The organism is Paenibacillus sp. Y5S-9 (assembly GCF_036894235.1).
Classification (GTDB): Bacteria; Bacillota; Bacilli; order Paenibacillales; family Paenibacillaceae; genus Paenibacillus.
This window is the reverse complement of sequence record NZ_CP145887.1, coordinates 4730117-4754162: the sequence shown is the minus strand read 5'-3', so window position 1 is coordinate 4754162 and position 24046 is coordinate 4730117. Positions and strand designations below refer to the sequence as shown.

Below are 24046 nucleotides of genomic sequence, written 5' to 3'. Positions count from 1 at the left end.
GTGCTTTTTTCGTTTGTTCATCAAAATATTAACTTTTTCCCTCTACCGTTGTAAAAAGCTTGTAACTTTTAGTTGGGATCGGTCGTTTATAATTCAGTGTAGGTTGGAACAGATTTCTAATTTTAGGTTTTTTGAAGAAATGATCGGGATATCAAGAAAGGATGAGCGTGATTGCTGGCATGAAGAATTTATTTCTCAGAAAAAGACCTGCCAAGAGCCAGTCAGGCGATGAAGATCAACAGGGGGAAGCGCAGCTGGAGGCATCGATGGTTTCGGGAGAAAATACATACAACAATGAACACGATCACCCGACGAGTGAACCTCCGTTACCTGAAAGTGAAATCGCTTCAGATGAAGTGGCTGCAGCTGCTGTCACTACCGTTGATGAACCCCAGAAGAAGATCAAACCGAAGAAGGATATATTGCCCCCTTATGATGGTCCTGTACTCGAGGTCCGTAACGTGCATCGCAGTTTCCAGACAGGCAGTCGTATCATCCATGTGCTCAAAGGTATTGATATGGAAGTGAATCCACAACAACTGGTCATGCTGAAGGGGCGATCAGGCTCAGGCAAAACAACACTGCTGAATATGCTCGGTGGACTGGATCAGCCTTCAAGTGGAGATATTCTGTTCTCTGGTCAGCCTCTTCAGGATTGGGGAGACCGGCGGCGGACCGCTTTGCGGCGCAAAGAGATCGGTTTTATTTTTCAGGCATATGCACTCATGCCCTTATTATCTGCTTGGGAAAATGTAGAACTGTCGCTGCGTATGGCGGACGTTCCGCGAGCGGAGTGGAAGGACAGGGTTGGTCACTGTCTGGATCTGGTTGGATTATCCAAACGGGTGAAGCACCGACCTTTCGAGATGTCCGGGGGAGAGCAACAGCGGGTGGCTATAGCCAAGGCGATTGCCCATAGACCCAGATTGTTGCTCGCGGATGAGCCTACAGCGGAACTGGATTCCAAGATGGGCGCTCAGGTCATGGCCGTATTCCGCAATATTATTGAAGTAGAACAAGTAACGATATGTATGACTACACACGATCCTACAATTTTGGAGGTTGCGGACCATGTTTATGAAATGGCGGACGGCAGATTTATCAAGTAAAGGCGCCGCTCCGAAGAGGGGGAAACGCGCAGCACTTATTGTACTTGGTGCGATAATGGTTGCAACGATGTCCGGCTGCTCACTGCTGCCGTCTGAAACAGAGGAAGAAGTGCTTCCGCCTATTACACCACCAACGATCTCCAAGAAACCGGAATATGAAGTCCGGACGGAAACGTTGGAGAAAAAAGTAAGTGGTAGTGGCAAGATGATGAGTCAGCGGGAAGAGAAGGTGTACTTCACGCTTGATGGCATGCATGTCAAAGAGTTGAATGTTAAACCAGGGGATAAAGTGAAAAAGGGTCAACTTCTCGCGGTGCTCGATGTGGAGAGTGTGGAGAAGGAGATCCGTGGCAAGAAACTGGCTATTCGCAAATCCGAAGTTCAAATGAAGGAAACACTCCGCAAGAAGGATGAGATGGACCCGGTTGAGTTCGAAGAAGCAACGATTGCTTTTGAAGAACTACGCCAGGAACTCGCTGATCTGGAAGAACAACTGGGCAAAGCCACGTTGACAGCTCCGTTTGGCGGCACCGTTATTGCTGTGCAGGTAGAGAAAGGTGCAGCTGTGAAAGCGTATGATCCGATTGCTACAATTGCGGATACATCGAATCTGGTTGTGGCTGCAACCTTTGCCAAGGAAGATCTGGAGAAGTTCTCAGCCGGGATGAAGGCAGAAGTGGACATTAATGGTGCTGGTAAAGTCGCTGGCAAAATTAAAGTTATGCCTATCGCGGAAGCATCGGGAAGCGGCAGTGGCGAAGGAGCGGGTGAAGGCGGTACGCCTCCAACCAAGGAAACGCTGGATAAGTATGTTATCGTTACACTTGCAAAAATGCCAAAAGGTGTGGAACGTGGCACACCACTGTCAGTCTCGATTGTAACGCAGCGTACCGAGAACGCGATTGTGATTCCTGTATCCGCTTTACGCTCCATCGGTTCAAGAACGTACGTACAAGTCGTGGAGAGTGATGGCAGCAAGCGTGAAGTGGACGTTGAAGTTGGACAACAGACATCGACAGATGTCGAGATTCTGAAAGGTCTGACCGTAGGCCAGAAAGTAGTGGGACGCTAATGGGGCTGCCATTGCTTCGGCTGTTGTTCCGCAAAATGTGGAACACGCGCTGGATGACCTTCAGCACACTGATCGGATTGATTGTGGCGGTTGCGTTCACCGTCAGTATTCCAATGTATGCCGATGGTGCGTTGAAACGGGTCGTCGCGCAAACGCTGCAGGATAACAGTGAAGGGTTACCAGCCGGTTCGTTACTTATGAGTTATCAGGCACCTGGTGGGGTGAAGACAGACACTCGGGGTCTGGACGAAGTAGATCGTTATATTCGTGAGGATGTTCCTCGCGACATCGGTTTTCCTTTTCATACGTATGTGAATTCCAGATCTATACGCAGCACAGAGGTGAGCCCGGAAGATCCAACCAAAGTGGATGCCAGCAGGGTACGCAGTATGAGTCTGGGTACGATGAGTGGGCTGGATGCACAGGTGAATTACTCTGCCGGAGTGAAACCTGGCAATCAGGTTAAAGACGACATTATCGAGGCAGTCATGCTGGAAGAAGGCATGTACCGTAACGATCTGCATATCGGCGATATTCTGGAATATCCGGTGTATAGCGGTCTTGATATCACGTTACGTGTGAAGATTACGGGGTCCTTCAAGGCAGATGATCCGAACAGCCCTTACTGGGTACAAGGATTTGACGGCATGATGAATGGACTTTATGTGGATGAATCGGTATTTAATGATGTTTTACTGAAGGAAAAAGGGATTCCACTTCAGAATTCACGCTGGTATTATGCCTTTGATCTGAAAGAAATTCAAACCAGCCAATTATCAGGTCTGACTTCCATGCTGGAAAGGCTGGATATCGATCTGTATCAGCGGTTGAAAGATACGAAAGTAGACATTACCTTTGGTGATCTGCTCAAGCAGTTCCGCAGTCAGAGTCTGCAATTGCAGACCATGCTGTTTACCTTGGCAGCACCGATGATTGCGATGGTCTTTTATTTTATTGCGATGAACGCCAGACAGTCATTACAAAAGCAAGAGAGTGATATTGCGGTATTGCGTAGCCGTGGAGCTTCAGCTCGGCAGATCTTCTCTCTCTACCTGCTTGAAGGTATATTCCTGGGCGTTATTGCGCTGGTTATTGGGCCGTTGCTCGGTTGGTTTATGGCCAAGAGTATCGGTTCAGCAAGTGGTTTTCTCTCGTTCGTAGATCGGAAGTCCATTCCGATCGGTGTATCCAAAGAAGCTATCCTCCTGGGCGTAGCAGCGGTTCTTGTAGCGATCATCGCATCACTTATCCCTGCGATAACCTATGCACGGGCAACCATTGTATCTGCCAAACGGCGGCAAGCACGGACAGACCGTGCTCCAGTATGGCAACGCTGGTTCCTGGACGTTGTGTTGCTGGGTCTGGCCGGATATGGATACTACCTGTTCTATGAACGTCAGATGTTGACCTTCCAGACCGGAATGACAACCGATCAGTTGCAGGTACAGCCGTTTCTGTTCTTTGTACCCGCACTCGCGATCTTTGCGCTCGGACTATTCTTCCTGCGCTTGTTCCCGTGGATATTGAAGCTTATTCAGTTGATCGGTCGCAAGTTTCTACCGGTCCCGTTGTATCTGACATTAACACAGTTATCGCGTTCATCTTCTTCATATTATCCGCTGATGATCCTCCTTGTGCTGACACTGGGACTTGGGGTGTACAACTCGGCTGCGGCTCGGACGATTGATCTCAATTCCACTGAGCGTACCTTGTACCGTTATGGTTCTGATGTGATTATGCAGACAGTGTGGGAAGGAACACCTGAGGTTAAACCCGGTGGTTCCGGACAGAATGGCGGTACGGGTGGAGGTCAACAAGGTGGTGGCAATGGAGGAGGAGGTTCTGCTGGTGGTGGTTCCGGCGGAGGCAATGGCGGTGGAGGTGCTCCAGGTGGTGGCGGCGGTTCTTCGCAGCCATCCAAAGTCATCTACTCCGAACCTCCATTTGAAGTGTTCCGCAGATTAGACGGGGTTGAACATGCAGCACGAGTGCTGCAGACCAAAGGCAATATTATCGTCTCTGGTAAATCGGGCGGACAGGGGATGCTGGTCGGAATTGATAATGTGGACTTTGCTCAAGTGGCGTGGTTCCGCAACGATCTGTTTCCGGCACATCCCTACAAGTACCTTGACTTGCTTGGTAAATACGAAGGGGCTGTATTGATCTCTTCCAAATTTGCTGACAAGTTCAAACTCAAAACTGGAGATCTCGTCTCCATGGGTGTACAGGGACAGGCGATTGAATTCGTTGTGTTTGGGATCATTCCATACTGGCCAGCCCAGTACCCGGATCAGATGCCATTTTTCGTGGCGAATCTGGATTATATCTATGATCAGGTGCCTTTGATTCCTTATGAGGTGTGGCTGAAAATGGAACCGGATGCCAAAGTGGCTCCATTAATGGAGAAACTTGCAGCAGAAGGTATTGAGTTATCATCTGTGCGTGACGTACGCACCGAATTGGTATCCCAAGGTAAACACCCGTCACGAGGTGGCGTATTCGGGATACTGAGCCTTGGTTTCCTGGTATCGGTTATTATCTCGTTGATCGGATACGTGCTGTACTGGTTCTTCAACCTGTCCGGACGTGTTGTACAGTTTGGTGTATTACGGGCCATGGGGTTATCCCGGGCACAACTGAGCGGTATGCTGCTGCTGGAGCAGGTGTTCACAGCGGGGCTGTCGATCCTGCTCGGTATTGGGATTGGTCAGGTATCGAGTCGTTTATTCCTGCCATTCCTGCAAACGACGGATAATGTATCTGCTCAGGTACCTCCGTTCCGAATTGTGTTTGAGCAGCAGGATATGTTGCAACTGTATGGGGTCACTGTGGTGATGCTGGTCATTGGTGCAACGATGTTGCTCTGGCAGATTCGCAGACTGCGGGTTCACCAGGCGGTCAAAATGGGAGAGGAGAGGTAAACGTGATCCAATGCGAAGGACTTGTCAAAATTTTTAAATCCAGCGATGTGGAAGTCGTTGCCCTTCAAGGTCTCAACCTGACTGTCAATCAAGGTGAAATGATGGCCATCATCGGTAACAGCGGTAGTGGTAAATCGACGCTGCTGAATATTCTGGGCGGGCTTGATCGTCCTACGGCTGGTACGGCTGTTGTGGGAGACTGGGATTTGCTCAAGATGACAGATGCCCAATTGGTCGAATACAAACGTCATACAGTAGGGTTTATCTGGCAAAATAACGGTCGTAACTTGCTGCCTTATCTCACTGCTCTGGAAAATGTGGAGACTCCCATGATTCTGGGAGGCAAGCGCGATCGTGCTTACGCGAAACAGTTGCTCGAATGGGTAGGCCTTAAAGATCGGATGCATAACAAATTGCATCAATTGTCAGGAGGAGAGCAGCAACGGGTAGCGATTGCGATCTCATTATCCAATCGTCCCAAAATTCTGCTTGCAGATGAACCAACCGGTTCGGTCGATTCCGAGACATGTGATACAATCATGGGCATTTTCCGAAGAATGAACAAGGAACTGGGCGTTACGATTGTCATCGTTACCCATGACTTGACGCTTGCTGGCAAGGTAGACCGGATCGTTGCGATTCGGGACGGCTTGACCAGTACCGAGTTTGTGAAGCGCAACCCAAATCTGGATGATGAGCATAACTTGTCCGAGGCGGGTATGCCAGACATCCATGAAGCATTTGTCATTATAGACCGTGCAGGACGACTTCAGGTGCCAAAAGAGTATCTGGAGGCCTTATCCATTGATAACCGGGCTACATTGGAATTTGACGGTGAACGTATTGTCATTACACCGCCAAGATAATTAAAAGGGGGAACTGGGAAATGAAGAATAGTATGTGGGGAAAACGTGTGCTGGCTGTCATCGCTACTGCGACGCTAGCACTGCCGCTGATTGCCGGCTGTACGGCAAGTGAGGCCAAGGATACGGAGCAGCGTGTATTACGTGTGGCTACGTTGTGGGGAGGACAGGATGACAGTTACTTCCGTCAGCAATTCACCGATGCTTTTGAATTGACACATCCCAATGTAACCATCGAAATTGTAGCTGCTGTTGATCAGAGCAGCATGTATGGTTATGGCAACACGGAAGAACAGCCGGAAGTCCCGGATACGATGGAGAGTCTGAAGAAGATTATGACTGGGGATAACCCGGTTGACGTTATCGTGGCTGATACCGCCACAGTGAAATCATTAATTCAGGAGAATCTGGTGAAACAGCTGGACCCACTGATGCAGGAAGACAAGTTTGATACCAGTGATATCGTGCCTAGTGTACTGGAGGGAATTAAGGACCTTGGGGATCAGAGCATTTATGCATTGACACCAACGTTCTCCTCATCCGCTTTGTTCTATAACAAGGGTTTGTTTGAAAAAGCAGGCGTGGAACCGCCAACAGACAACATGACATGGGACGATATTTTCAATCTGGGTACCCGTTTAACGAAAGGTGAAGGTAAAGATCATGTATTTGGTTTCTCCTTCACGACATATCAGGGTGGTTCGCCGTACTACTCCATGCAACAGTACTACAGCGCGTTGCAGCTGAAGACGTTTGATGACAAAGCAGAGAAGATGACCGTAGATTCTCCTCAATGGGAGAAAGTGTGGAGCACCATCAGCAAACTTGCGATTGACAAAGTTATTCCTAAAGGCGACGAACCTCAGGATCAGAATCCGAGTGGGCGTTATGATCCAGTACAGGGTGACCTGTTCCTGAGTGGCAAGTCAGCCATGGTTATTGGTGATTACAGCTATATTAATCAATTAATTGATGCCAATAAAAATGCGGATAAAATGAAAGACTTTACGAAAGTGGATTGGGATGTGGTAACACCTCCAGTTCACCCGGAAGCGCCTGAAATTGGAGGTAGCATCTACCTGAGCAACCTCATGGCGATTAATAGTGCGGCTCAGAACCCGGATGATGCGTGGGAACTGATCAAGTACATGAACAGTGAGGACTGGGCTAAGATCAAAGCACGTAGCAGCTATGAGATGGTATCACGGAAGAGCTTCATTAAGCCCAAAGACGGCCTGGATTATAACATTCAAGCATTCTATGCGCTGAAGCCGATTCCGCCAACAAATACCAATCTGGATAAAATGTATCAAAAATCCCCAGGTTTATGGCAAGTAAATGAAAAAGGTATGGAATATTTTAACCAAGTACTAGAGAACAAAAAGACACCAAAAGAAGCACTTGGTGAGTGGGCAGCTAAAGGAAACGAGATGCTGGAGAAATTGAAAAAGGATCCTAAAGCTACGTTTCAATGAGATTTGATGAAGTAGTCATATCATAAGTTAAGGATAGCCGCTGAAGATTTTAATCTTTGGCGGCTATTTTTATGAAAATGGGGTATTCTACAAAAAGCAGGAATAAATGACGACTCCGGAAAGGACGAGCGGTATGCACTGGGTATATTTCAGCAAGTTGTATGCAACCAAATTTCAGGCAGGATGTCTGGCCAAGCGTATGGAGCAGGATGGGTGGATTTACGGTCATAATGAACCAGCAGAAGTGGAAGTTTATCGATCACGTAAAGGTCGTTATGGTGTTCGATTTATTCCCTGACATTACCCCTTGACTTATCGGGATAGAATGGTGTATATTAATTAAGTCGCTGTTTTAATATTTTACTGACGCGGGGTGGAGCAGCCCGGTAGCTCGTCGGGCTCATAACCCGAAGGCCGCAGGTTCAAATCCTGCCCCCGCAATTTAGTTTCACTTGGATGATTCACAGCCATCATCTGCACGTTATACATTATGTCTAGGGCCCTTAGCTCAGTTGGTTAGAGCGGTCGGCTCATAACCGATTGGTCACAGGTTCGAGTCCTGTAGGGCCCATACTCTTAAAACCCTTGCCTAGCAAGGGTTTTTTTCTGTCTGCATGTAAGCTCTGGAGTAAAAGGTATCTTGTTAATGGTGTCTTTCTAGTATGCCCTTTTTTTCGAATCACGATGTATGTCCATGCCATATCTCAAATCTCGCATATACTACCTTATCCCAACCCATAGGAGGTAGATTTCATGAGTCAATTTCTTGATGCAAGAACATCTCAGAATGCGAGTTTGGCTAACTCTATCGCAATACCAATCCTGGTTATTAACACACCACAATTATTCGGCCAGATTGGTCTGCAAACAGCAGGAGCAGGGGCAAACCCACGGGTACAATTCAAAGGAACGGTGTCTGTGCAACTTCCTTTGGCGCTCGTTGGTGTAACTATTACAATTGTTAGGGGGACTTTGGCTACGGACCCTGTGATTTATTCCGCAACGTCTACGTTTAGCTTGAGTGTCCTTGCACCTCAGATTATTACGTTCTCTGCGGATGACTTCAATCCGCCTATCACGCCTCAATTGACGTACACTGCATTTATTAGCTCCAACTTGCTCGGAACGATCCGTGTAGGCCCTGAGAACTTTGACGGAGCCGTGTATTCCGACTAATGTTGAGTGTCCTTGCCTGAGTATACTAGATCAATAGTCTTCTTAATTGAAAGGCCTCACGGACCTGCCCTCAAAAGCAGGTTTTTTTCTTGTTGAAGGGGAAAACTGAACTTCATCGAGTAAATGGGGTTCTATGATATAATGCATTACAGAGATTGAATAATGGTATTGGACATACAATAGTACGTGAACATCTGAGAAACGTATGAAATTAGTGATAGAAAGCAGGTTTCCATTTTAATGACGTCAAATGAAAGTCAACGTTTTCGTTACAGTGAAGCTCCGGTCTGGGATTGGCAGAGAGCTTATTATGAACAGAAGGGGCTACAAGCTTGGACTGAGAACCAAGTCCCTCAATATATTACCAGTAATCCGATGATTGCCACGGCGTATGCAGAGATGATCTTTGGGTTTCTTCAGGACCTTTCAAACAAAGGAAAGATTACTGAGACCGTAACCATTCTTGAACTAGGAGCGGGTGTAGGGCGTTTGGCACATCAAGTTCTCCTGAAACTGATTGAGTTAAAAGAATTTGCTGGAATACAGTTACCGCCTTTCAGATATGTGATGACGGATCTGGTTGCAGAGAATGTGCTGGGATGGAAAGAGCATCCATCCATGCAATCCTTTATTGAACAAGGTATAGTGGATTTTGCACGTTTTGACGCTGTAGCGGATACGGAATTGAATCTGGCCGTCGCAGGCACGGTTATTCGGCCCGGTGATCTGAAGCAACCGTTGTTGTTGATTGCCAATTACTTTTTTGACAGCATTCCGCAGGAATTAATCTACATCGGGGATGGCGAGATATATGAGTGCGATCTGCTTGTTCAGTCTCCGGATCGTCGTCTTGATCTTGAGCCCGCTGAGATGCTGAAGAACATGACGCTGAGTTATGAATATCGCCGAGCGCCGGAATACAGTGCGGATAACTATCCGTATCAGGAGCTTATCACATTGTACAAAGAGGAACTGGAGGATTCGCACATTCTGTTCCCTGCAATTGGTTTGTCTTGTCTCGAACGGTTGAACAAGCTGTCACAGTCAGGTTATGTGTTGATTACCGCTGATAAAGGGGATCATCGACTGGATAACTGGAAGTTCGCAGAGCCACCTGAATTTGTTCTGCACGGGAGTTTTTCTTTAACGGCTAACTACCATGCGATTCAATATGTCTTGGAACAACAGGGAGCACATACGCGATTCACAACACATCATTATAAAGATCTGAACGTTGGGTGCATGTTAATGGTGGACGAACCGATCAGTTATGTGAACACACGTCTGGCTTACCATCGATTTGTTGAACGTTTTGGCCCGGATGACTTTTTCAGCATGAAACAATGGGTAGACTCTCGAATAGAAAGTATGGAGTTGAAGCATATTTTACCGTTTTGGCGTCTGGGTGGATATGATGCTGAGTTCTTGATTCACAGTGCTACGCACATTTCCAGTCTTCTTCCTGATGCAAGTGATGAGGAAATGCTTGATATTCAGTCTGGTATTCATACGATGTGGTCGTCCTACTATGTGATGGAGCAGCAAGGGGGGCTGGCATTTCTAGCAGGACAGCTGTTATATGAGATGTATATGTATGAGGATGCAAAACGGTTTCTGGAGATTTCGTTGGTTGCAGATCCGAGCAACCATAATCCGGCAGTCTTGTACGACTTGGCTGTGTGCTGTTATGAACTTGAACTTGAAGAAGAAACCTTGTCCTATACCCATAAAGTATTGGCTCTGGAACCTGATCATGAAGAGGCAGCAGCGTTGCTGCAGAGTTTCGAGTTGATCTGAACGAACAATTTTAGTTTGTCTCCTGTATGTAGGATGTAATTGGTAATATTTATATAGAAATTGAAACCTTTAATTGGACTTCATCGTATTAATGGGATATTCAACCAATTATTTCTATAGTACATAAAGGAGACAGAGCTATGAAGAAAATGTTATCCGTTGCATTATATCCATTTGCTTGGGTGTTGGGGGCACTGAGTATTTTATCTGGAAATGCAAACAGTGTCCTATTGGTGAAAGATATCGCTACAGATCGAAGCTATGATGGACAGGCTATCTATGATAGTATTGAACGTAGAAATGCCTAACTACATATCATTCAACTGTAAAGGTAATTGTTTCACCTAGCAATAACATGAGAACTAATTACTCTTGAAGCGAAGTACGGTGAGCAGGAGTTCTGTCCGTACAATCTTTAAGCCGGTTTCGTACCTTATTCAGGTATGAACCGGCTTTTATTTATGAATGGGGGATGCCAGATGAAGATTATCATTGGACAACCGAGGCTGGAACAGCATTTGCTGCAGCTTGAAGCCGAACTCAAGCAACACCCTGATGCAGATATATTGCTCTTTCCTGAAGGTTATCTGAACCAGAATGTTGAGGAAGCTTGCAGGTTGGCGGCTGAATATGGAACCATGATTGTATCAGGTCATCGCAGGTTGGACGAACGTCCAAAGGACCGATCGATTATTATCAGTAAGGCTGGAGAGATTGTATTGGAGAAAGCTAAATATACACCTGCTGAGACGGCTCAGGAACAGGGTTGGGTAATAAGCACTTTATTGTGTGATGAGCTGGTCCTGCAAGGATTTGGCAATGAGAATATAGGGAATGTGGACATTGTGATGCATTCCATTGGTGTGGGCATGTTCAGTGAAGAGCAGTACGGTGAGTGGGTCGAAGAGGCTCGGCAGATCGCCATCCAGCATCAATGTATTGTCATGGGGACAAGCCATGCGGATGGTTCGTACCGTGATAGCGAGATCTCCATTCCAATCGCCTATTTTATTACACCTGATGGAAAGGTTGTTCTGGCATCCCGAAGTGATACACGTACTCGTACAATCCTTCTGGACAGAGAAAATACAGACCCATCACCTCAGGAGACACGACAAAAACAACTGAAAATCTCTATCGAACCATCTGGTTAAAGTTACCAGCCATGAATCCCAGATGAATGGGCTGATGAACTTGCCGATTCGCCCGGTCACTTGCGCGGAATACGCATATGTTATGGCATACCTTGAAATTCAAAGGAGGCCAATCAAATGAGTCAAGTTGGATACGGTTGTTGTAATGCTGGTGGCGGATGGACTTCCACAAGTGCAATTCTTGTGCTTTTCATCCTGCTGGTGATCATCACAAAATCTTTCTGGCTGTAAGTCACGTATAGAAACGTGCAAACAGTGGCTCCGCTGAGACTTCAGCGGGGTTTTTCCTATTTATAAGAAGCAACATAGCCATCCATGATATTTGACAACTGAAAACAATGTGCTTAAAATCACATAAGAGACTATTAACAGAGATTGAAGGGATAGCAATGCCGTTTATTCGCTTTAAAGGATTCACAGGTCCTCAGCTAGAGGAAGTTGTACCCCAAATTACAGAGCAGATGGCCCTAATTACTCATATTCCAAGGGAGAGAATGAAGGCAGAGCGTCATGATGTACAAGCGCTAACACCTTCTCCGGCTTCTATAGAGATTCTGATGTTTCAACGTGACCAGGAGATTCATAATCGGATTGCATCGTCGGTGCAAGCTATTTTGGAAGAAGCATACATGCCGGATGTGCATATTTTCTTCAATATATTGTCACCTACTTTGTATTATAAACAAGGCAAGCCGCTGACAGATTATCGATTGGATTGAGATTGTGAGGGACGAGCAGAATGTTGCTCGTCTTTTTGATTTACATATTTTTCGTACGTTTAGCAATGGGATGGTTCCTGTGAACCCTGCTCAACGATAATGAGCATAACGCAGACACAATAAACAAGGCTCCTCCGATAAGGTATAACCGTCGAACACCCAGTTGATCGGCGACTAGACCAAAGATGACTATGGATACACTCATAACCGTGGATATCAGGACGCCATGTGCGGCGTATACCTTGGTTAGGGATTCGACAGGTACACTGTTCTCAAGCGCTGTCCGCTGAGCCACGTCACGAATCTGATGAACTGGACCCATGAGTATGCATAACACCAGAGCGAGCCATGGCAGGTTGTTTAGACCATAAACGACGGTCAGCAGACTGAAGAGAAGAGATCCCATGGTCATACTAGCGATTAGATGTTTCTGAATACGTTTGGCCAGTGCAAGAGCCAGAATACCTCCAAGCATGGTTCCAGCAGCGTAACTCGAGTTCATGAGTCCCCACCAACCTTCTCCTCGTCCCAGAGCTTCTTTTGCAAAGGCTAGCGTAACAGCTCCGATCCAGATGGAACCCGCAAGCGCCTGGGCAATGTCCATCAGCGTAATCAGTCGTAATGATGGATTGTTCCAAAGTATACTCCAACCTTCCCTCAATACATTCCGCGATACACCAAATTTTTGGGGTTGTTCTACATTCCGTGTGAGCGATCCCATGGCAATCATGAAGATCAGAACGGCCCAGGACAGGCTTGTAGCTGCCCAGAAGGTCTGTGACGCCCCCCAGTTCATCACGGCGAATCCCGTCATGGCATAACCGACAATGGTTACAGTCTGATTGGAGAAAGATAGAAGGCTATTTGCTTTTATAAGGTCTTCGCCTTGAACCAATCGTGGCGTTAAAGTCTTCAGTAACGGAGTTTCCCATCCGTCCAGTAAGGATAGTATGACCACTCCGAGCAATAGAAGCGGCAGTTGTGAAATCAAGTGATTCAACGAAATGGCTATACAGGTCATGATGAATGTTTTGGCTATGGAAATGCTGATCAATAGTCTGGAGAATGGGAAACGGTTCAGAAGTAATGGCAAAGTAAAACCTGCTATTATGCGTGCAATGATCTGAATAAGTGGGAACATTGCAGCAGAGAGTACCGATCCAGTGAGACCGTATATATACGTAGTAATGACCATGATATATATGACATTAATAAGCGAGAGCAGCGTTTTGGCGGCCCAGTACGGATAAAATGCGATGTTCATGCCAATGATGTCCTTTCCGAAACGATATATCTATATTACGGGCATTGTTATCATTGCACCACAAACAAAGTTATCATTTTCCCGTCATTTCACCACAAAAAAAACTGCCCAACAGGGCAGTCATCTTCAATACTTATAGTTCATGCCATAGCGAGTGTGAAGGCGATAAGCAACATCAGCAGGCTGGTCGTTCTAACCATAGTCATATAAGGCCTGCTGGGTTCGGCTTCACCCCGGGAAATCCAGCCATAGCGCAGGTACCAGCCGAATTTTGGGAAACAGAGATTGATGATACAGAGTACCATGAATATAAAAAAGAGGGTTCTCATACCCATCTTCCTTTCTCACTTACATAACGGATCTTATCTTAACGTTTGCGTCTGGTAAAAAAGACTACAATCAAAATAATAATGATGATAATTAACAGAAATTTCATGTATGTTCCTCCTGATGAGTAGTTAGGTTATTGTGGAATGTTAGTTATCAACTATTACCCAAGAACCACATGACTTGAATAACTATGTTACAATTAAAATATATTGATTTAATATCAACACATTCCGACTGGTTAGTTTTCTCTCCTTATATTGTACGATTGCAGAATATATAAACATTAACGTGTGTGAGATGAAGGAGGAAGGCATGAGCCAACATAATCAACTCTCATTACAATGGGAATTTATCATCTCGAAAGTGAAATCCTCCGTGACCGTGGTCGATGCTACCTTGCCTGAGCTTCCGCTCATGTATGTAAACGAACACTTTACCCAACTGACAGGATACACGTATGAAGAGTCTGTCGGACACAATTGCCGATTTTTGCAAGGGCAGGATACAGACCCCGAAACGGTAATGCAGATTCGTGATGCAATAAAGAAACAACAGTCCATTAAGATTGATATCTTAAATTATACAAAAAGTGGTCAGAAGTTCTGGAACGAACTGAATATTGATCCGATCTTTAATGAATCCGGAGAGTGTTTATATTTTGTAGGCATTCAATACGATATTTCAGAACGGAAGTATGCTGAACAGCAGTTGAAGTTTGCAACTTCCATGGCTGAGATGAACAGCAGAGGGCAATTGGAATTCATCGGCAAGCTGAATCACGAGCTTCGTACCCCGCTTAACGGCATTATGGGCATGATCGAACTTGCCAGTATGGGTGAAACTACGGATGAGCAGAAAGAATACTTGGAGCTAGCACGTCAATCAGGTGAGGCGCTGTTGAACATCATTAACAATAGCCTGGATATGGCGAAACTGGGCAGAGGCAAAATGGATGTTGAACACATTGAGTTTCAACCTCTGAAGCTGATTCAACAGATTGTGAAGACACATGAGCCTGCGGCACAGAATAAACACATACGTTTGCTCTGTCATGCTGATCTGAATGTTCCTGATGTGCTTATCGGTGATCCGCTAAGACTTCGGCAGGTTCTGGATAATTTGCTGAGTAATGCAATCAAGTTTACGGAACAGGGTAAAGTGCAGTTACAGGTGGATGTGAGGCAACAACTGACGGATACCGTTGTATTGGTATTCTCTGTGCGTGATACGGGAATAGGCATTCCTCAGCATCAGATCGAACAATTGTTTGATGCATTTACCCAGACCGACATCTCCCATGCGCGCCGATTTGGCGGAAGCGGTCTTGGTCTGACCATCTGCAAAGAACTGCTGGAACTGATGAATGGTCAGATTTCGGTGGAGAGTACAGAAGGGAAAGGCACACAGTTTGAGGTGACACTGCCCTTGCTGCGCCAACAGGCCATTCCCAATGTAGGATAATCAATCAAGCAGGACAGCCGGGCGGTCTCGGCTGTTTTTTTATTTTATTGGATTGTTTTACGAACGGGCGTTCTGTTATAATGCAAGTGTTGAATGGGGGAGACACAGCATGAGTAAGAGACGCACAAGAAGAAAGCGTAAAGGTAAGCAAGGTTTCAAAAAGCAGGTACTGACGCTGGTAGCAATGCTGCTGGTAGCCCTCTACGCCTGGGCTGGGGGAGAATGGCCGGAGGAGATACCTAATCCATTCGGTGGGACTAATAAGAGTGTAGACCATACCATTACGTTCCCTTCAGAGCGTTATCCCGAAACAGCCAAACATATTAAAGCTGCTATCAAGGCAGGGCATTCGGATGTATGCACCATTGATCGTAATGGAGCCGAAGGCAATCGGGATTTATCACTTAAGGGTGTTCCGGTCAAAAAAGGTAAGGATCGTGACGAGTGGCCCATGGCGATGTGTGCTGAGGGAGGAACAGGTGCAGATATCCAGTACATTACCCCGAAGGATAATCGTGGTGCAGGTTCATGGGTAGGGAATCAGTTAAGTACATATCCGGATGGAACACGAGTGAAGTTTGTAGTTAAGTAACAACAGGATATGGGTGGACAGAAACAAGAGTAGTAAGGCCTTTGTTGTGAGGCTAGTGGCAGCGTGGTACAGCATAAGTAGAAGAGAAAAACCAGACGTGCATGCGTCTGGTTTTTTGGTATGATGTGCTGGCATAAATAGATCCAGTTAACGTATCTATACGGAAATTGAGTTTCTAGGATTACAGAGCCGACTAAACGAGTTGCATTCCGCTTAAATGATGGGACCGGATGCTTAACAGACGTGTAACATGTTCAACCTCATCAAACGGTATCCACAGACTTCCGTGAACCGTACGTAAGGAGAGAATGGATGTATCAGCGGTACGCTCGGGAAATCCAGTTACCGTCTGACCGCTTGTATTACGAACCATGATCTGTTGTTTGCGCCGGATGGCAATTTCTACCTCTTTTTTCATAAGTCATTGCTCCTGATTATGAGATGTTAAATCCATATGTCAATGTTTTCAATGGTTAATTTGTCTTCTTTATCTAGTCTATCAGAACTAGGTATAGATTTCCAGAAGAGAAATGAACAATCTTCTAGGTGATTTGTCTTAGCAAGGTTTTATCCGTTTTTGAATGGGGATTACGGGGTTATATTAGGGTAAAAGGAGGGGAACGGAATGACACAATTGATCATTGGACTTGCCCGTACCGAAAACGAAGCTATATTGATGCTGAATCAGGTGAAAGAGGAAGGCATCAAGGACAAATATTTGGGAGCGGTGGCGAAGGAACAACTCAATCTGGAGCTGGTGAGTGAGAAGACGGGGCTGCCCAAACCTTTGAAGGGTGCCGGAACGGATGGTGCCTTTGGCGCTCTAAAAGGCATATTGGCTGGTCTGGGGAAGCGAATGGATCAGACGATGTCGATCGGAAATGCAGTGCGTAGACTCGCTGGTAATGAGATTGGGAGTGAGACCGATGATTTGGTGCTTACACTGACTGAAGCGGGAATCTCGGAGGAGGATGCACGGTATTATGAAGATTGGCTGTTAAAGGACCATATCTTGGTTATCGTGGAGTGTAGTGAGGAAGAAGCGGCTCGTGTTCGACCCATTTTACTTTTTTAGTTTAATTTAAGGCTGATTTTAGGTTTCTTTAATGTTGGGGAGGTATTCTTATCTCACACCTCCCTTAATATAGATTGGTTTACCGGAAGTCCGGGACCGCAACTCGGACTTTCTAGGCACTGTGAGCTGACGCTTGCAGTGCCTGTTTCATTTTTTTTATTATTTTTAATAAAAGTGTTGCAAAGTTAATTAGTTCATGGTAAGATATTTCTTGTCGCCAAGAAATACATAATCCTGCCGGGGTGGCGGAATTGGCAGACGCACAGGACTTAAAATCCTGCGGTAGGTGACTACCGTACCGGTTCGATCCCGGTCCTCGGCATCTTAAAGAAAAGATCGTATGACGCTTGTTAACCAAGCTGCATACGATCTTTTTTTTATGTTCTTTAATATCAATGTCACTTCATTGCAGACCACATCACCATGCAGCTCATAAACATAAACCCTGCATAATACATATCAGAAGGTACATTTATCTGACTTTTATGAAGAGACGGAACAATGGTGTATACTATCCATAGGCATATATTACCTTTACCTTGCTGAACGAAATAAGTTCAATTACACATTTACACGATAACGGAGAGGATGGATGTTATTCTGTCATCGGAGTGCCCGTGTAAATAACCATATTTGAACTTATGTAGAGTCACAAAACCAATAAAACAATCTTATGGACGGAGGACTCAAGTTTATGTTGAAACAGCTTAAGCCATACAAGGTGTTACAAGAGCGCAGAATCGAAGAACTGAAATCGGATGCGTATCTACTAGAACACCAGAAATCCGGAGCCAAAATTGTACTTTTGTCCAATCAGGACGACAACAAAGTATTCAGTATCGGTTTCCGCACACCTCCGGAAGATGATACAGGGGTAGCCCATATCCTCGAACACTCCGTGCTCTGTGGGTCCAAGAAATTTCCGGCCAAGGATTCTTTTGTTGAGTTGCTGAAAGGTTCTTTGAATACATTCCTTAACGCCATGACGTATCCGGATAAGACGATCTACCCGATCGCGAGTCGTAATGATCATGACTTCCATAACCTGATGGATATATATCTGGATGCGGTATTGAATACGAATATTTATGAGAATGAAAAGATATTTTTGCAGGAAGGTTGGAATTACAATCTGACCTCTGCTGACGATGAGTTAACTTACAACGGAGTTGTATATAACGAGATGAAGGGGGCCTTTTCTTCACCAGAACGAATGGTGCGCAGAGAAGTGCTGAACTCCCTTTTCCCGGATACCACATACTCCTCTGAGTCTGGCGGGTTCCCGGAAGCTATCCTGGATCTAACGTATCAGGGGCTGCTGGATTTCCACACGAGATACTACCATCCTTCCAACAGTTACATCTATCTCTACGGGGATATGGATATGGAAGAGAAGCTACAATGGCTGGATGAGAACTATCTGGGTGCATATGATCGCATCGATATTGATTCGGCCATTCAACTTCAACCTGCTTTTGCAGAACGGGTAGACACAGTTAAGACTTACTCTGCGGGAAGTACGGAATCGGAAGTGGATAACAGCTTTTTGACCTATAACGCGGTGATCGGCACAAGTCTGGACAAGGAACTGAACATTTCGTTCCAAATTCTGTTATACGCCCTTCTGAACGCTCCGGGAGCGGTATTGAAACAGGCTTTGCTGGATAAAGGAATCGCGAAGGACGTCTACGGTTCGTATGATGACAGCCTGTACCAGCCTGTGTTCACGGTGGGACTGAAGAAGAGCAATCTGGCGAGCAAAGAGGATTTCCTGGGAACGGTCAGAGAAGTGCTTGAGCGTGTGGTAAAAGAAGGTTTTGATCCTAAAGCGCTGCTTGCTGGAATTAACTCGTATGAGTTCAATCATAGAGAAGCGGACTATGGCAGAATGCCGAAGGGCCTGATCTACGGATTCTCCTCTCTGCAAAGCTGGCTGTACGATGAGGAAGCACCTTTCACTCATTTGGAAGCCAATGACGTATTTGCTGAACTGCGGACAAAAATGAACGAAGGTTACTTCGAGCAACTGATTGAGAAATATATTTTGCAGAACACACATACTTCTTTTGTGGCGCTTACCCCGGATAAGGGGCTGAACTCACGCAAGGAGGAAGCGTTGAAAGAACGTCTGAAAACTATTCAGGCTGGTCTTAGTGAGGAAGAAGTTCAGACGTTGATTCAAAAAACGGAGGCACTCGCCGAGTATCAGAATACACCTTCAACCAAAGAGCAGCAGCAGGTCATTCCGACGTTATCGATTGAAGATATTGAACCAAAAGCCTCTACGTTGCATCAAACGGTGAACCAGGTCGACGGCACAACCATTCTCCATCATAACCTCTATACCAACGGAATTGGTTATCTGAGACTGCTATTTAATATTAAAGAAGTGCCACGTCATCTCCTGCCGTATGCAGGATTGCTGAAAAATGTACTGGGTTACGTGGATACTCAAAACTACTCGTTTAATGAATTGTCCAATGAAATCCACATCCATTCAGGCGGTATTCATAGCGGGATAGGATCTTATGCCAATGCGCATAAGCACAATGAATTCAAGGCTACCTATGAGTTCAACGCAAAAGTGTTATATGACAAGCTTGGATTTGCCTTTGATATGATCAAAGAAATTGTGTTCACATCCCGATTCGATAATTCGAAGCGGTTGTATGAGATCATCTCCCAGATGAAAGGCAACCTGCAACGTAATCTGATCAACAGCGGACACTCTGCGGGAATTGGCCGGTCTTCGTCCAAACATTCAGCGGTTGCGGATTTCAGGGAAGCTGTGAGTGGTATCGCGTTTTACCAGTGGTTAGAGGATCTTCAGGCGAATTTTGAGGCTAGAAAAGAAGAGTTATCTTCCAGTCTGCAAGAGTTGACGGGGTATATTTTCAGACCGGAGAACTTGCTTGTTAGTTACACTGCGGATGATCAGGGATATGAAGGACTGGAGCAACAGGTATCCGATCTGAAAGCGAAGCTGTTCACACATGAGGTTGCCAAAGAAGAGTTTACGTTCCTACCTGCTACTCATAAGGAGGGATTCCGTTCCCCGTCAGAAGTGCAGTACGTGGTGCAAACGGGCAATTATATCGACAAAGGATATCAATACACCGGTTCACTACGGGTCTTGCAGGGAATCCTGTCTCTGGATTACTTATGGACCAATATTCGGGCCAAAGGCGGAGCTTATGGCTGTATGTCAGGCTTCAGACGGAACGGAGACAGCTACGTTGCATCGTATCGTGATCCAAATCTCGATAAAACGTACAAAGTATATGAAGAGATACCGCAATATTTGACCGATTTCCGGGCAGACGAGCGGGAAATGACACGTTATATCATTGGTGCGATTCAGGATCTCGATACGCCGAGAACACCTTATGGCGAAGGAGCATTCTCGCTGGAGTGTTATCTGTCGAATGTGACTGAAGCGGATCTGCAACAGGAACGTGACGAAGTGTTAAGCACGAAGGAAAGCGACATTATCGGTTTTGCTAAGCTTTTATCGGCCATACTTGAACAGCAACAGCGCTGCGTGATCGGTAATGAGAACAAGATTGAGGAACAGAAACAAATGTTTGACGAGACGCTGGATTTAATTAAAAACTAAACGTTAGTCTCGTTTATTCCACGATCCAATAAGCATCAAAGCGAAAGGCACTTTTATGAGCTGGTTTCAACAGCTTATAGAAGTGCCTCTTCTAATGGGGAGGGACTGTCTCCATCCCATATGAGAATGTGTGACACGCCGCGTTGTTCAGGTGACAGCAAGCATGTTGTATATTTTCAGGGTCCGCAGATCTTCTTTTGAGATTTTTAATTCATTATATAACTCCTGATTCTCGGGCAGCGGGGTTCTGGAGAATAACATTTTGAGCGCGATAGGCATGAAAGGTCTGAAGGAGACACCAGCCATCAGTCCCCACTTTTTCTCCGATTCCTGAAAAGACGCCAAAATATTAATATATAGGTTCTCCAGCGGCGTGGCCTGATTTTTCAAAATCAGCGTGGTGAGTGTATCATAATGCTCGGTGTGGCCCCAATACATATTCTCGCATTCCTGATAGTTCTCAAAATCCTTCACATTCATATACATCACGGTGCGATAACGGTTGGCATCCGACTGAGCCATCATGTCAATGACGCATCGAATGAGACTGTTGTTACGCCCGTCATAGAAGTAGGAATAGAAACGTGTGGAGTTCTTGAAAAAGCTGGACGGGACCGCATTCATCAGGGGAGAAGCATGTCTTGGCTCTTGGTACAAGAGTTGCTCCACCTGAATGTTGAGCGCGTTAGCAATATGATGTAACGTGACCAGATCAAGTGTAATATCTCCGCTCTCATATTTGGACAGGGTGCCTTTGCTTTTGAAGATCTGATCCGCAAGCTGTTGAATGGTCAGTCCCCGCCACTTCCGAAAGTTTCGTATTTTCTTGCCAACTTCCTGATTGATATTGTTCATAACCGGTTCTCCTTATGCAATGTTTCTTGAGAGTACGTGAAAATGATGAAAGTCATTCATAAAAATGATGTTATATGAGAAATATATCACTTTTTCACGGAAATACCTATTTTGAAGAAACAATAAACTTCATTTGTTTCGTCAGAATAGATTGTATTGCATTTGATGCAACTCCTGCGTCATGAAATAATAGAGTTAATACGACATGAAACGACAATGAAAAAGTAAAGCAGATAGAGGAGCAGAAGCTATGAAATATAATTTTGATGAGATTATAGACCGCACAGGAACAAATGCCATGAATACGGATGGTTTCCGTCAATATATTTTTAACGCCACAGAGGACATGACTTTTCCATTCAAAGATGAAGAATTCATTCGCATGTGGATTGCAGATATGGAGTTCGCCACACCTCCCGAGATTCTGGATGCAGTTAAGGAGCGTCTGGACCGTAGAATCATGGGTTACTCTCAGGTATTTGATCCGGCATACTACGAAGCTGTTTCGAATTGGGTGAAGAGACACTATGATTGGTCCTTCCCGAAGGAGCATTTGGAGACCTCAAACGGGATCATCCCCGCTTTATATGAACTGGTGGAATATATCTGTCAATCGGATGAGAAAGTACTGATCGTGACCCCGTCTTATGGTTTTTTCAAGTCAGCTGCGGAGCATAATGATCTTGAACTGATATGTTCGGATATGCTCAATGAGCAGGGGCGTTACTCGATTGATTTTGAGGATTTTGAAGCCAAGGCCAAGGATGAAAAGGTAAGGGTATGTATTTTCTGCAATCCCCATAATCCGTCTGGACGCGTCTGGACAACGGAAGAGTTACAGCGTGTGGGTGAGATCTGTATTAGGAACAATGTATGGATTATTTCGGATGAAATTCACTGTGATCTGCTGCGGACTGGCAAAAGACACACGCCACTCGCAAAGCTGTTCCCGGATACGGATCGAATCATTACATGCATGTCTCCGAGCAAAACATTTAACATGGCTGGTCTGATGTTCTCCAATGTCATCATTCCGAATAAGGCACTTCGAGACATCTGGCAGGCACGCCATTATGGTTTCAAAAACCCACTGAGCATTGCTGCCACGCAAGCGGCTTACGAAACGGGAGATGAGTGGCTGAGACAATTAAAAGGCTATCTAGACGCCAATTTCGCCTGCGTAGAACAGTATGTGAAGCAGCATCTGCCACGGGCTGTCTTTCACATTCCCGATGCCACATATCTGGCCTGGATTGATATCTCGGCATATGCTCCCCAAAATGTAAGTTTACCGTTATTCTTTGCGGAGCAAGCGGGTGTGTTACTCGAAGATGGACATATGTTTGTAGCGAATGGTGAGGGTTGTATTCGGTTGAATCTGGCTTGTCCGCGTTCTGTCCTTCAGGAAGGATTACGGAGAATCAGCAGTGTGCTTGTGAAAGAAGTCGAAGAGGTACCTGTTCAAGTATAAAGTCATCGAGTCATCGCGCAACAGCGTGGTGACTTTTTTGTATGAGTATACTTAGTGTAGCAAGAACACGGTTTATTCCGAGGTGAACGTATACCCTGATGTGCAATTCTGGTCTGCTGTCCCCGGTTATGTTAAAATGGTGGATAGTCTATGAGTTGCATGACATGCGGCTCTCAGAAGGTAGAGCCCAGTAGTTGGGCTGAGCGAAACTGCATTCATCAGGGGAAAGGAGCCTATACATATGTTTGGAAACGATTGGGACAAGGTGCTTCAGGAAGAGACGGAAGCCGAATATTTTAACAAGATTCGTTACACTCTCGCCGCTGAGTACAAAACGCAGACGGTCTTTCCGCCCAAAGAAGACCTGTTCTCTGCACTGAAGCTGACGCCATATCATCAGGTTAAGGCTGTTATTATTGGTCAGGACCCTTATCACGGAGCGGGTCAGGCTCATGGATTAAGTTTTTCGGTTAGACCGGGGGTACGTGTACCGCCTTCTCTGAAAAATATATATAAGGAACTTCATGCCGATCTGGACCTGCCAATTCCGAATCATGGATCTCTGGTTCATTGGGCACAGCAGGGTGTGCTGCTATTAAATGCGGTTCTGACAGTCCGTGAAGGTCAGCCGAACTCCCATCAGGCACTGGGCTGGCAGACGTTTACGGATGCTGTCATTCGTGCGTTGAATGAACGTTCGGAGCCGATGGTATATATGCTATGGGGCAGTCATGCCCAGAAGAAAGGTGCTTTTATTAACAGGGACAAGCACCTGGTACTGGAGTCTACACATCCCAGTCCGCTGGCTGCGCATCGCGGATTCCTCGGCAGTCGTCCCTTTTCCAAAGCCAATGATTTCTTGACCTCCAAAGGTATTGAACCGATCGATTGGAAGATACCTGAAAACGATATAAGTTGAACTAATCATTTACACAATAACGGAGAGGACAGAAAAAACCTGAAAAAGCGAAGCGTTCGCCTTTATACCCGGATTTTTCCCTTCTGAAAAGGAAATCGAAAAAATCTGGGGATAACAGCGATTGGAAGGTTGTTCTGTCATCGTAGTGTCTGTGTAAATAATCGTTAGTCAACTTAT

The 24046-nt window shown here is 45.7% G+C and carries 22 protein-coding genes and 3 tRNA genes; 21 read left to right on the top strand and 4 right to left on the bottom strand.

What is annotated here, in order from left to right; all coding sequences use genetic code 11:
• The first annotated feature begins 161 nt into the window (after positions 1 to 161).
• The 14 genes from V6669_RS21020 (at position 162) to V6669_RS20955 (ending at position 12286) form a co-directional block, all read left to right on the top strand.
• Positions 162 to 1109, top strand: coding sequence for an ABC transporter ATP-binding protein (locus tag V6669_RS21020; protein ID WP_338587942.1), 948 nt, complete (start codon positions 162 to 164; stop codon positions 1107 to 1109).
• Positions 1072 to 2181, top strand: a complete 1110-nt coding sequence (locus tag V6669_RS21015) for an efflux RND transporter periplasmic adaptor subunit (protein WP_338587941.1) — start codon at positions 1072 to 1074, stop codon at positions 2179 to 2181. Before V6669_RS21020 ends, V6669_RS21015 begins: the two co-directional genes overlap by 38 nt.
• A complete protein-coding gene (locus tag V6669_RS21010) occupies positions 2181 to 5102 on the top strand; it encodes an FtsX-like permease family protein (RefSeq protein WP_338587940.1) in 2922 nt (973 codons plus the stop codon). The genes V6669_RS21015 and V6669_RS21010 overlap by 1 nt, the downstream gene beginning before the upstream one ends.
• A 2-nt stretch (positions 5103 to 5104) precedes the next feature.
• Complete coding sequence (locus V6669_RS21005) at positions 5105 to 5968, top strand: ABC transporter ATP-binding protein (RefSeq protein ID WP_036614799.1); 864 nt, start codon at positions 5105 to 5107, stop codon at positions 5966 to 5968.
• A gap of 20 nt (positions 5969 to 5988) precedes the next feature.
• Positions 5989 to 7440 carry an extracellular solute-binding protein gene (locus tag V6669_RS21000; protein ID WP_338587939.1) on the top strand — a complete coding sequence of 484 codons (1452 nt, stop codon included), beginning with the start codon at positions 5989 to 5991 and terminating at the stop codon, positions 7438 to 7440.
• A 133-nt stretch (positions 7441 to 7573) separates the two neighbouring features.
• On the top strand, positions 7574 to 7738 hold the full coding sequence (locus V6669_RS20995) for a hypothetical protein (protein ID WP_017687342.1): 165 nt from the start codon (positions 7574 to 7576) through the stop codon (positions 7736 to 7738).
• Between the two features lie 69 nt (positions 7739 to 7807).
• Positions 7808 to 7881 (top strand) — tRNA-Met (locus V6669_RS20990).
• A 56-nt stretch (positions 7882 to 7937) separates the two neighbouring features.
• Positions 7938 to 8011: transfer RNA gene (locus V6669_RS20985), tRNA-Ile, on the top strand.
• A 182-nt stretch (positions 8012 to 8193) separates the two neighbouring features.
• Complete coding sequence (locus V6669_RS20980) at positions 8194 to 8616, top strand: hypothetical protein (protein WP_036614795.1); 423 nt, start codon at positions 8194 to 8196, stop codon at positions 8614 to 8616.
• Positions 8617 to 8856: 240 nt separating this feature from the next.
• Positions 8857 to 10413 (top strand): tetratricopeptide repeat protein, encoded by a 1557-nt coding sequence (locus V6669_RS20975; protein WP_338587937.1) that lies wholly within the window; start codon positions 8857 to 8859, stop codon positions 10411 to 10413.
• Between the two features lie 140 nt (positions 10414 to 10553).
• Positions 10554 to 10721, top strand: a complete 168-nt coding sequence (locus tag V6669_RS20970) for a hypothetical protein (protein WP_338587935.1) — start codon at positions 10554 to 10556, stop codon at positions 10719 to 10721.
• 171 nt (positions 10722 to 10892) lie between these two features.
• Positions 10893 to 11567: a hypothetical protein gene (locus V6669_RS20965; protein ID WP_338587933.1), complete on the top strand. Its 675-nt coding sequence runs from the start codon at positions 10893 to 10895 to the stop codon at positions 11565 to 11567.
• A 117-nt stretch (positions 11568 to 11684) separates the two neighbouring features.
• Complete coding sequence (locus V6669_RS20960) at positions 11685 to 11798, top strand: YjcZ family sporulation protein (RefSeq protein WP_082219140.1); 114 nt, start codon at positions 11685 to 11687, stop codon at positions 11796 to 11798.
• 158 nt (positions 11799 to 11956) lie between these two features.
• On the top strand, positions 11957 to 12286 hold the full coding sequence (locus V6669_RS20955) for a DUF1904 family protein (protein ID WP_133385522.1): 330 nt from the start codon (positions 11957 to 11959) through the stop codon (positions 12284 to 12286).
• A 40-nt stretch (positions 12287 to 12326) separates the two neighbouring features.
• Here the strand turns inward: V6669_RS20955 and V6669_RS20950 are convergent, their stop codons facing one another.
• Both V6669_RS20950 and V6669_RS20945 read right to left on the bottom strand, forming a co-directional pair.
• Complete coding sequence (locus V6669_RS20950) at positions 12327 to 13550, bottom strand: MFS transporter (protein ID WP_338587928.1); 1224 nt, start codon at positions 13548 to 13550, stop codon at positions 12327 to 12329.
• Between the two features lie 140 nt (positions 13551 to 13690).
• Positions 13691 to 13879 (bottom strand): DUF6199 family natural product biosynthesis protein, encoded by a 189-nt coding sequence (locus V6669_RS20945; RefSeq protein WP_051447369.1) that lies wholly within the window; start codon positions 13877 to 13879, stop codon positions 13691 to 13693.
• A 313-nt stretch (positions 13880 to 14192) separates the two neighbouring features.
• Here V6669_RS20945 and V6669_RS20940 point away from each other — a divergent pair, with 313 nt between their 5' ends.
• Both V6669_RS20940 and V6669_RS20935 read left to right on the top strand, forming a co-directional pair.
• Positions 14193 to 15341, top strand: coding sequence for an ATP-binding protein (locus V6669_RS20940; protein ID WP_338587925.1), 1149 nt, complete (start codon positions 14193 to 14195; stop codon positions 15339 to 15341).
• 109 nt (positions 15342 to 15450) lie between these two features.
• Positions 15451 to 15933, top strand: coding sequence for a NucA/NucB deoxyribonuclease domain-containing protein (locus V6669_RS20935; protein ID WP_253501889.1), 483 nt, complete (start codon positions 15451 to 15453; stop codon positions 15931 to 15933).
• Positions 15934 to 16126: 193 nt separating this feature from the next.
• Here V6669_RS20935 and V6669_RS20930 read toward each other — a convergent pair whose 3' ends face one another.
• Entirely contained in the window at positions 16127 to 16351 is a 225-nt protein-coding gene (locus V6669_RS20930; protein WP_017687353.1) for a hypothetical protein, read from the bottom strand.
• 207 nt (positions 16352 to 16558) lie between these two features.
• Here V6669_RS20930 and V6669_RS20925 point away from each other — a divergent pair, with 207 nt between their 5' ends.
• The 3 genes from V6669_RS20925 to V6669_RS20915 all read left to right on the top strand — a co-directional run bounded on the left by V6669_RS20925 (position 16559) and on the right by V6669_RS20915 (position 20624).
• A complete protein-coding gene (locus V6669_RS20925; protein WP_124116048.1) occupies positions 16559 to 17008 on the top strand; it encodes a general stress protein in 450 nt (149 codons plus the stop codon).
• A gap of 236 nt (positions 17009 to 17244) precedes the next feature.
• Positions 17245 to 17330 (top strand) — tRNA-Leu (locus tag V6669_RS20920).
• Between the two features lie 372 nt (positions 17331 to 17702).
• Positions 17703 to 20624: an insulinase family protein gene (locus V6669_RS20915; protein ID WP_338587923.1), complete on the top strand. Its 2922-nt coding sequence runs from the start codon at positions 17703 to 17705 to the stop codon at positions 20622 to 20624.
• 147 nt (positions 20625 to 20771) lie between these two features.
• Here the strand turns inward: V6669_RS20915 and V6669_RS20910 are convergent, their stop codons facing one another.
• Complete coding sequence (locus V6669_RS20910) at positions 20772 to 21479, bottom strand: helix-turn-helix transcriptional regulator (RefSeq protein ID WP_017687366.1); 708 nt, start codon at positions 21477 to 21479, stop codon at positions 20772 to 20774.
• A 250-nt stretch (positions 21480 to 21729) separates the two neighbouring features.
• Here V6669_RS20910 and V6669_RS20905 point away from each other — a divergent pair, with 250 nt between their 5' ends.
• Together V6669_RS20905 and ung are read left to right on the top strand one after the other, a co-directional pair.
• Positions 21730 to 22950, top strand: a complete 1221-nt coding sequence (locus V6669_RS20905; RefSeq protein WP_338587921.1) for a MalY/PatB family protein — start codon at positions 21730 to 21732, stop codon at positions 22948 to 22950.
• A gap of 241 nt (positions 22951 to 23191) precedes the next feature.
• The gene (gene ung, locus V6669_RS20900) at positions 23192 to 23869 is read left to right on the top strand and encodes a uracil-DNA glycosylase (protein ID WP_210108875.1); all 678 of its coding nucleotides are present in this window, start codon (positions 23192 to 23194) and stop codon (positions 23867 to 23869) included.
• Positions 23870 to 24046: the final 177 nt, after the last annotated feature.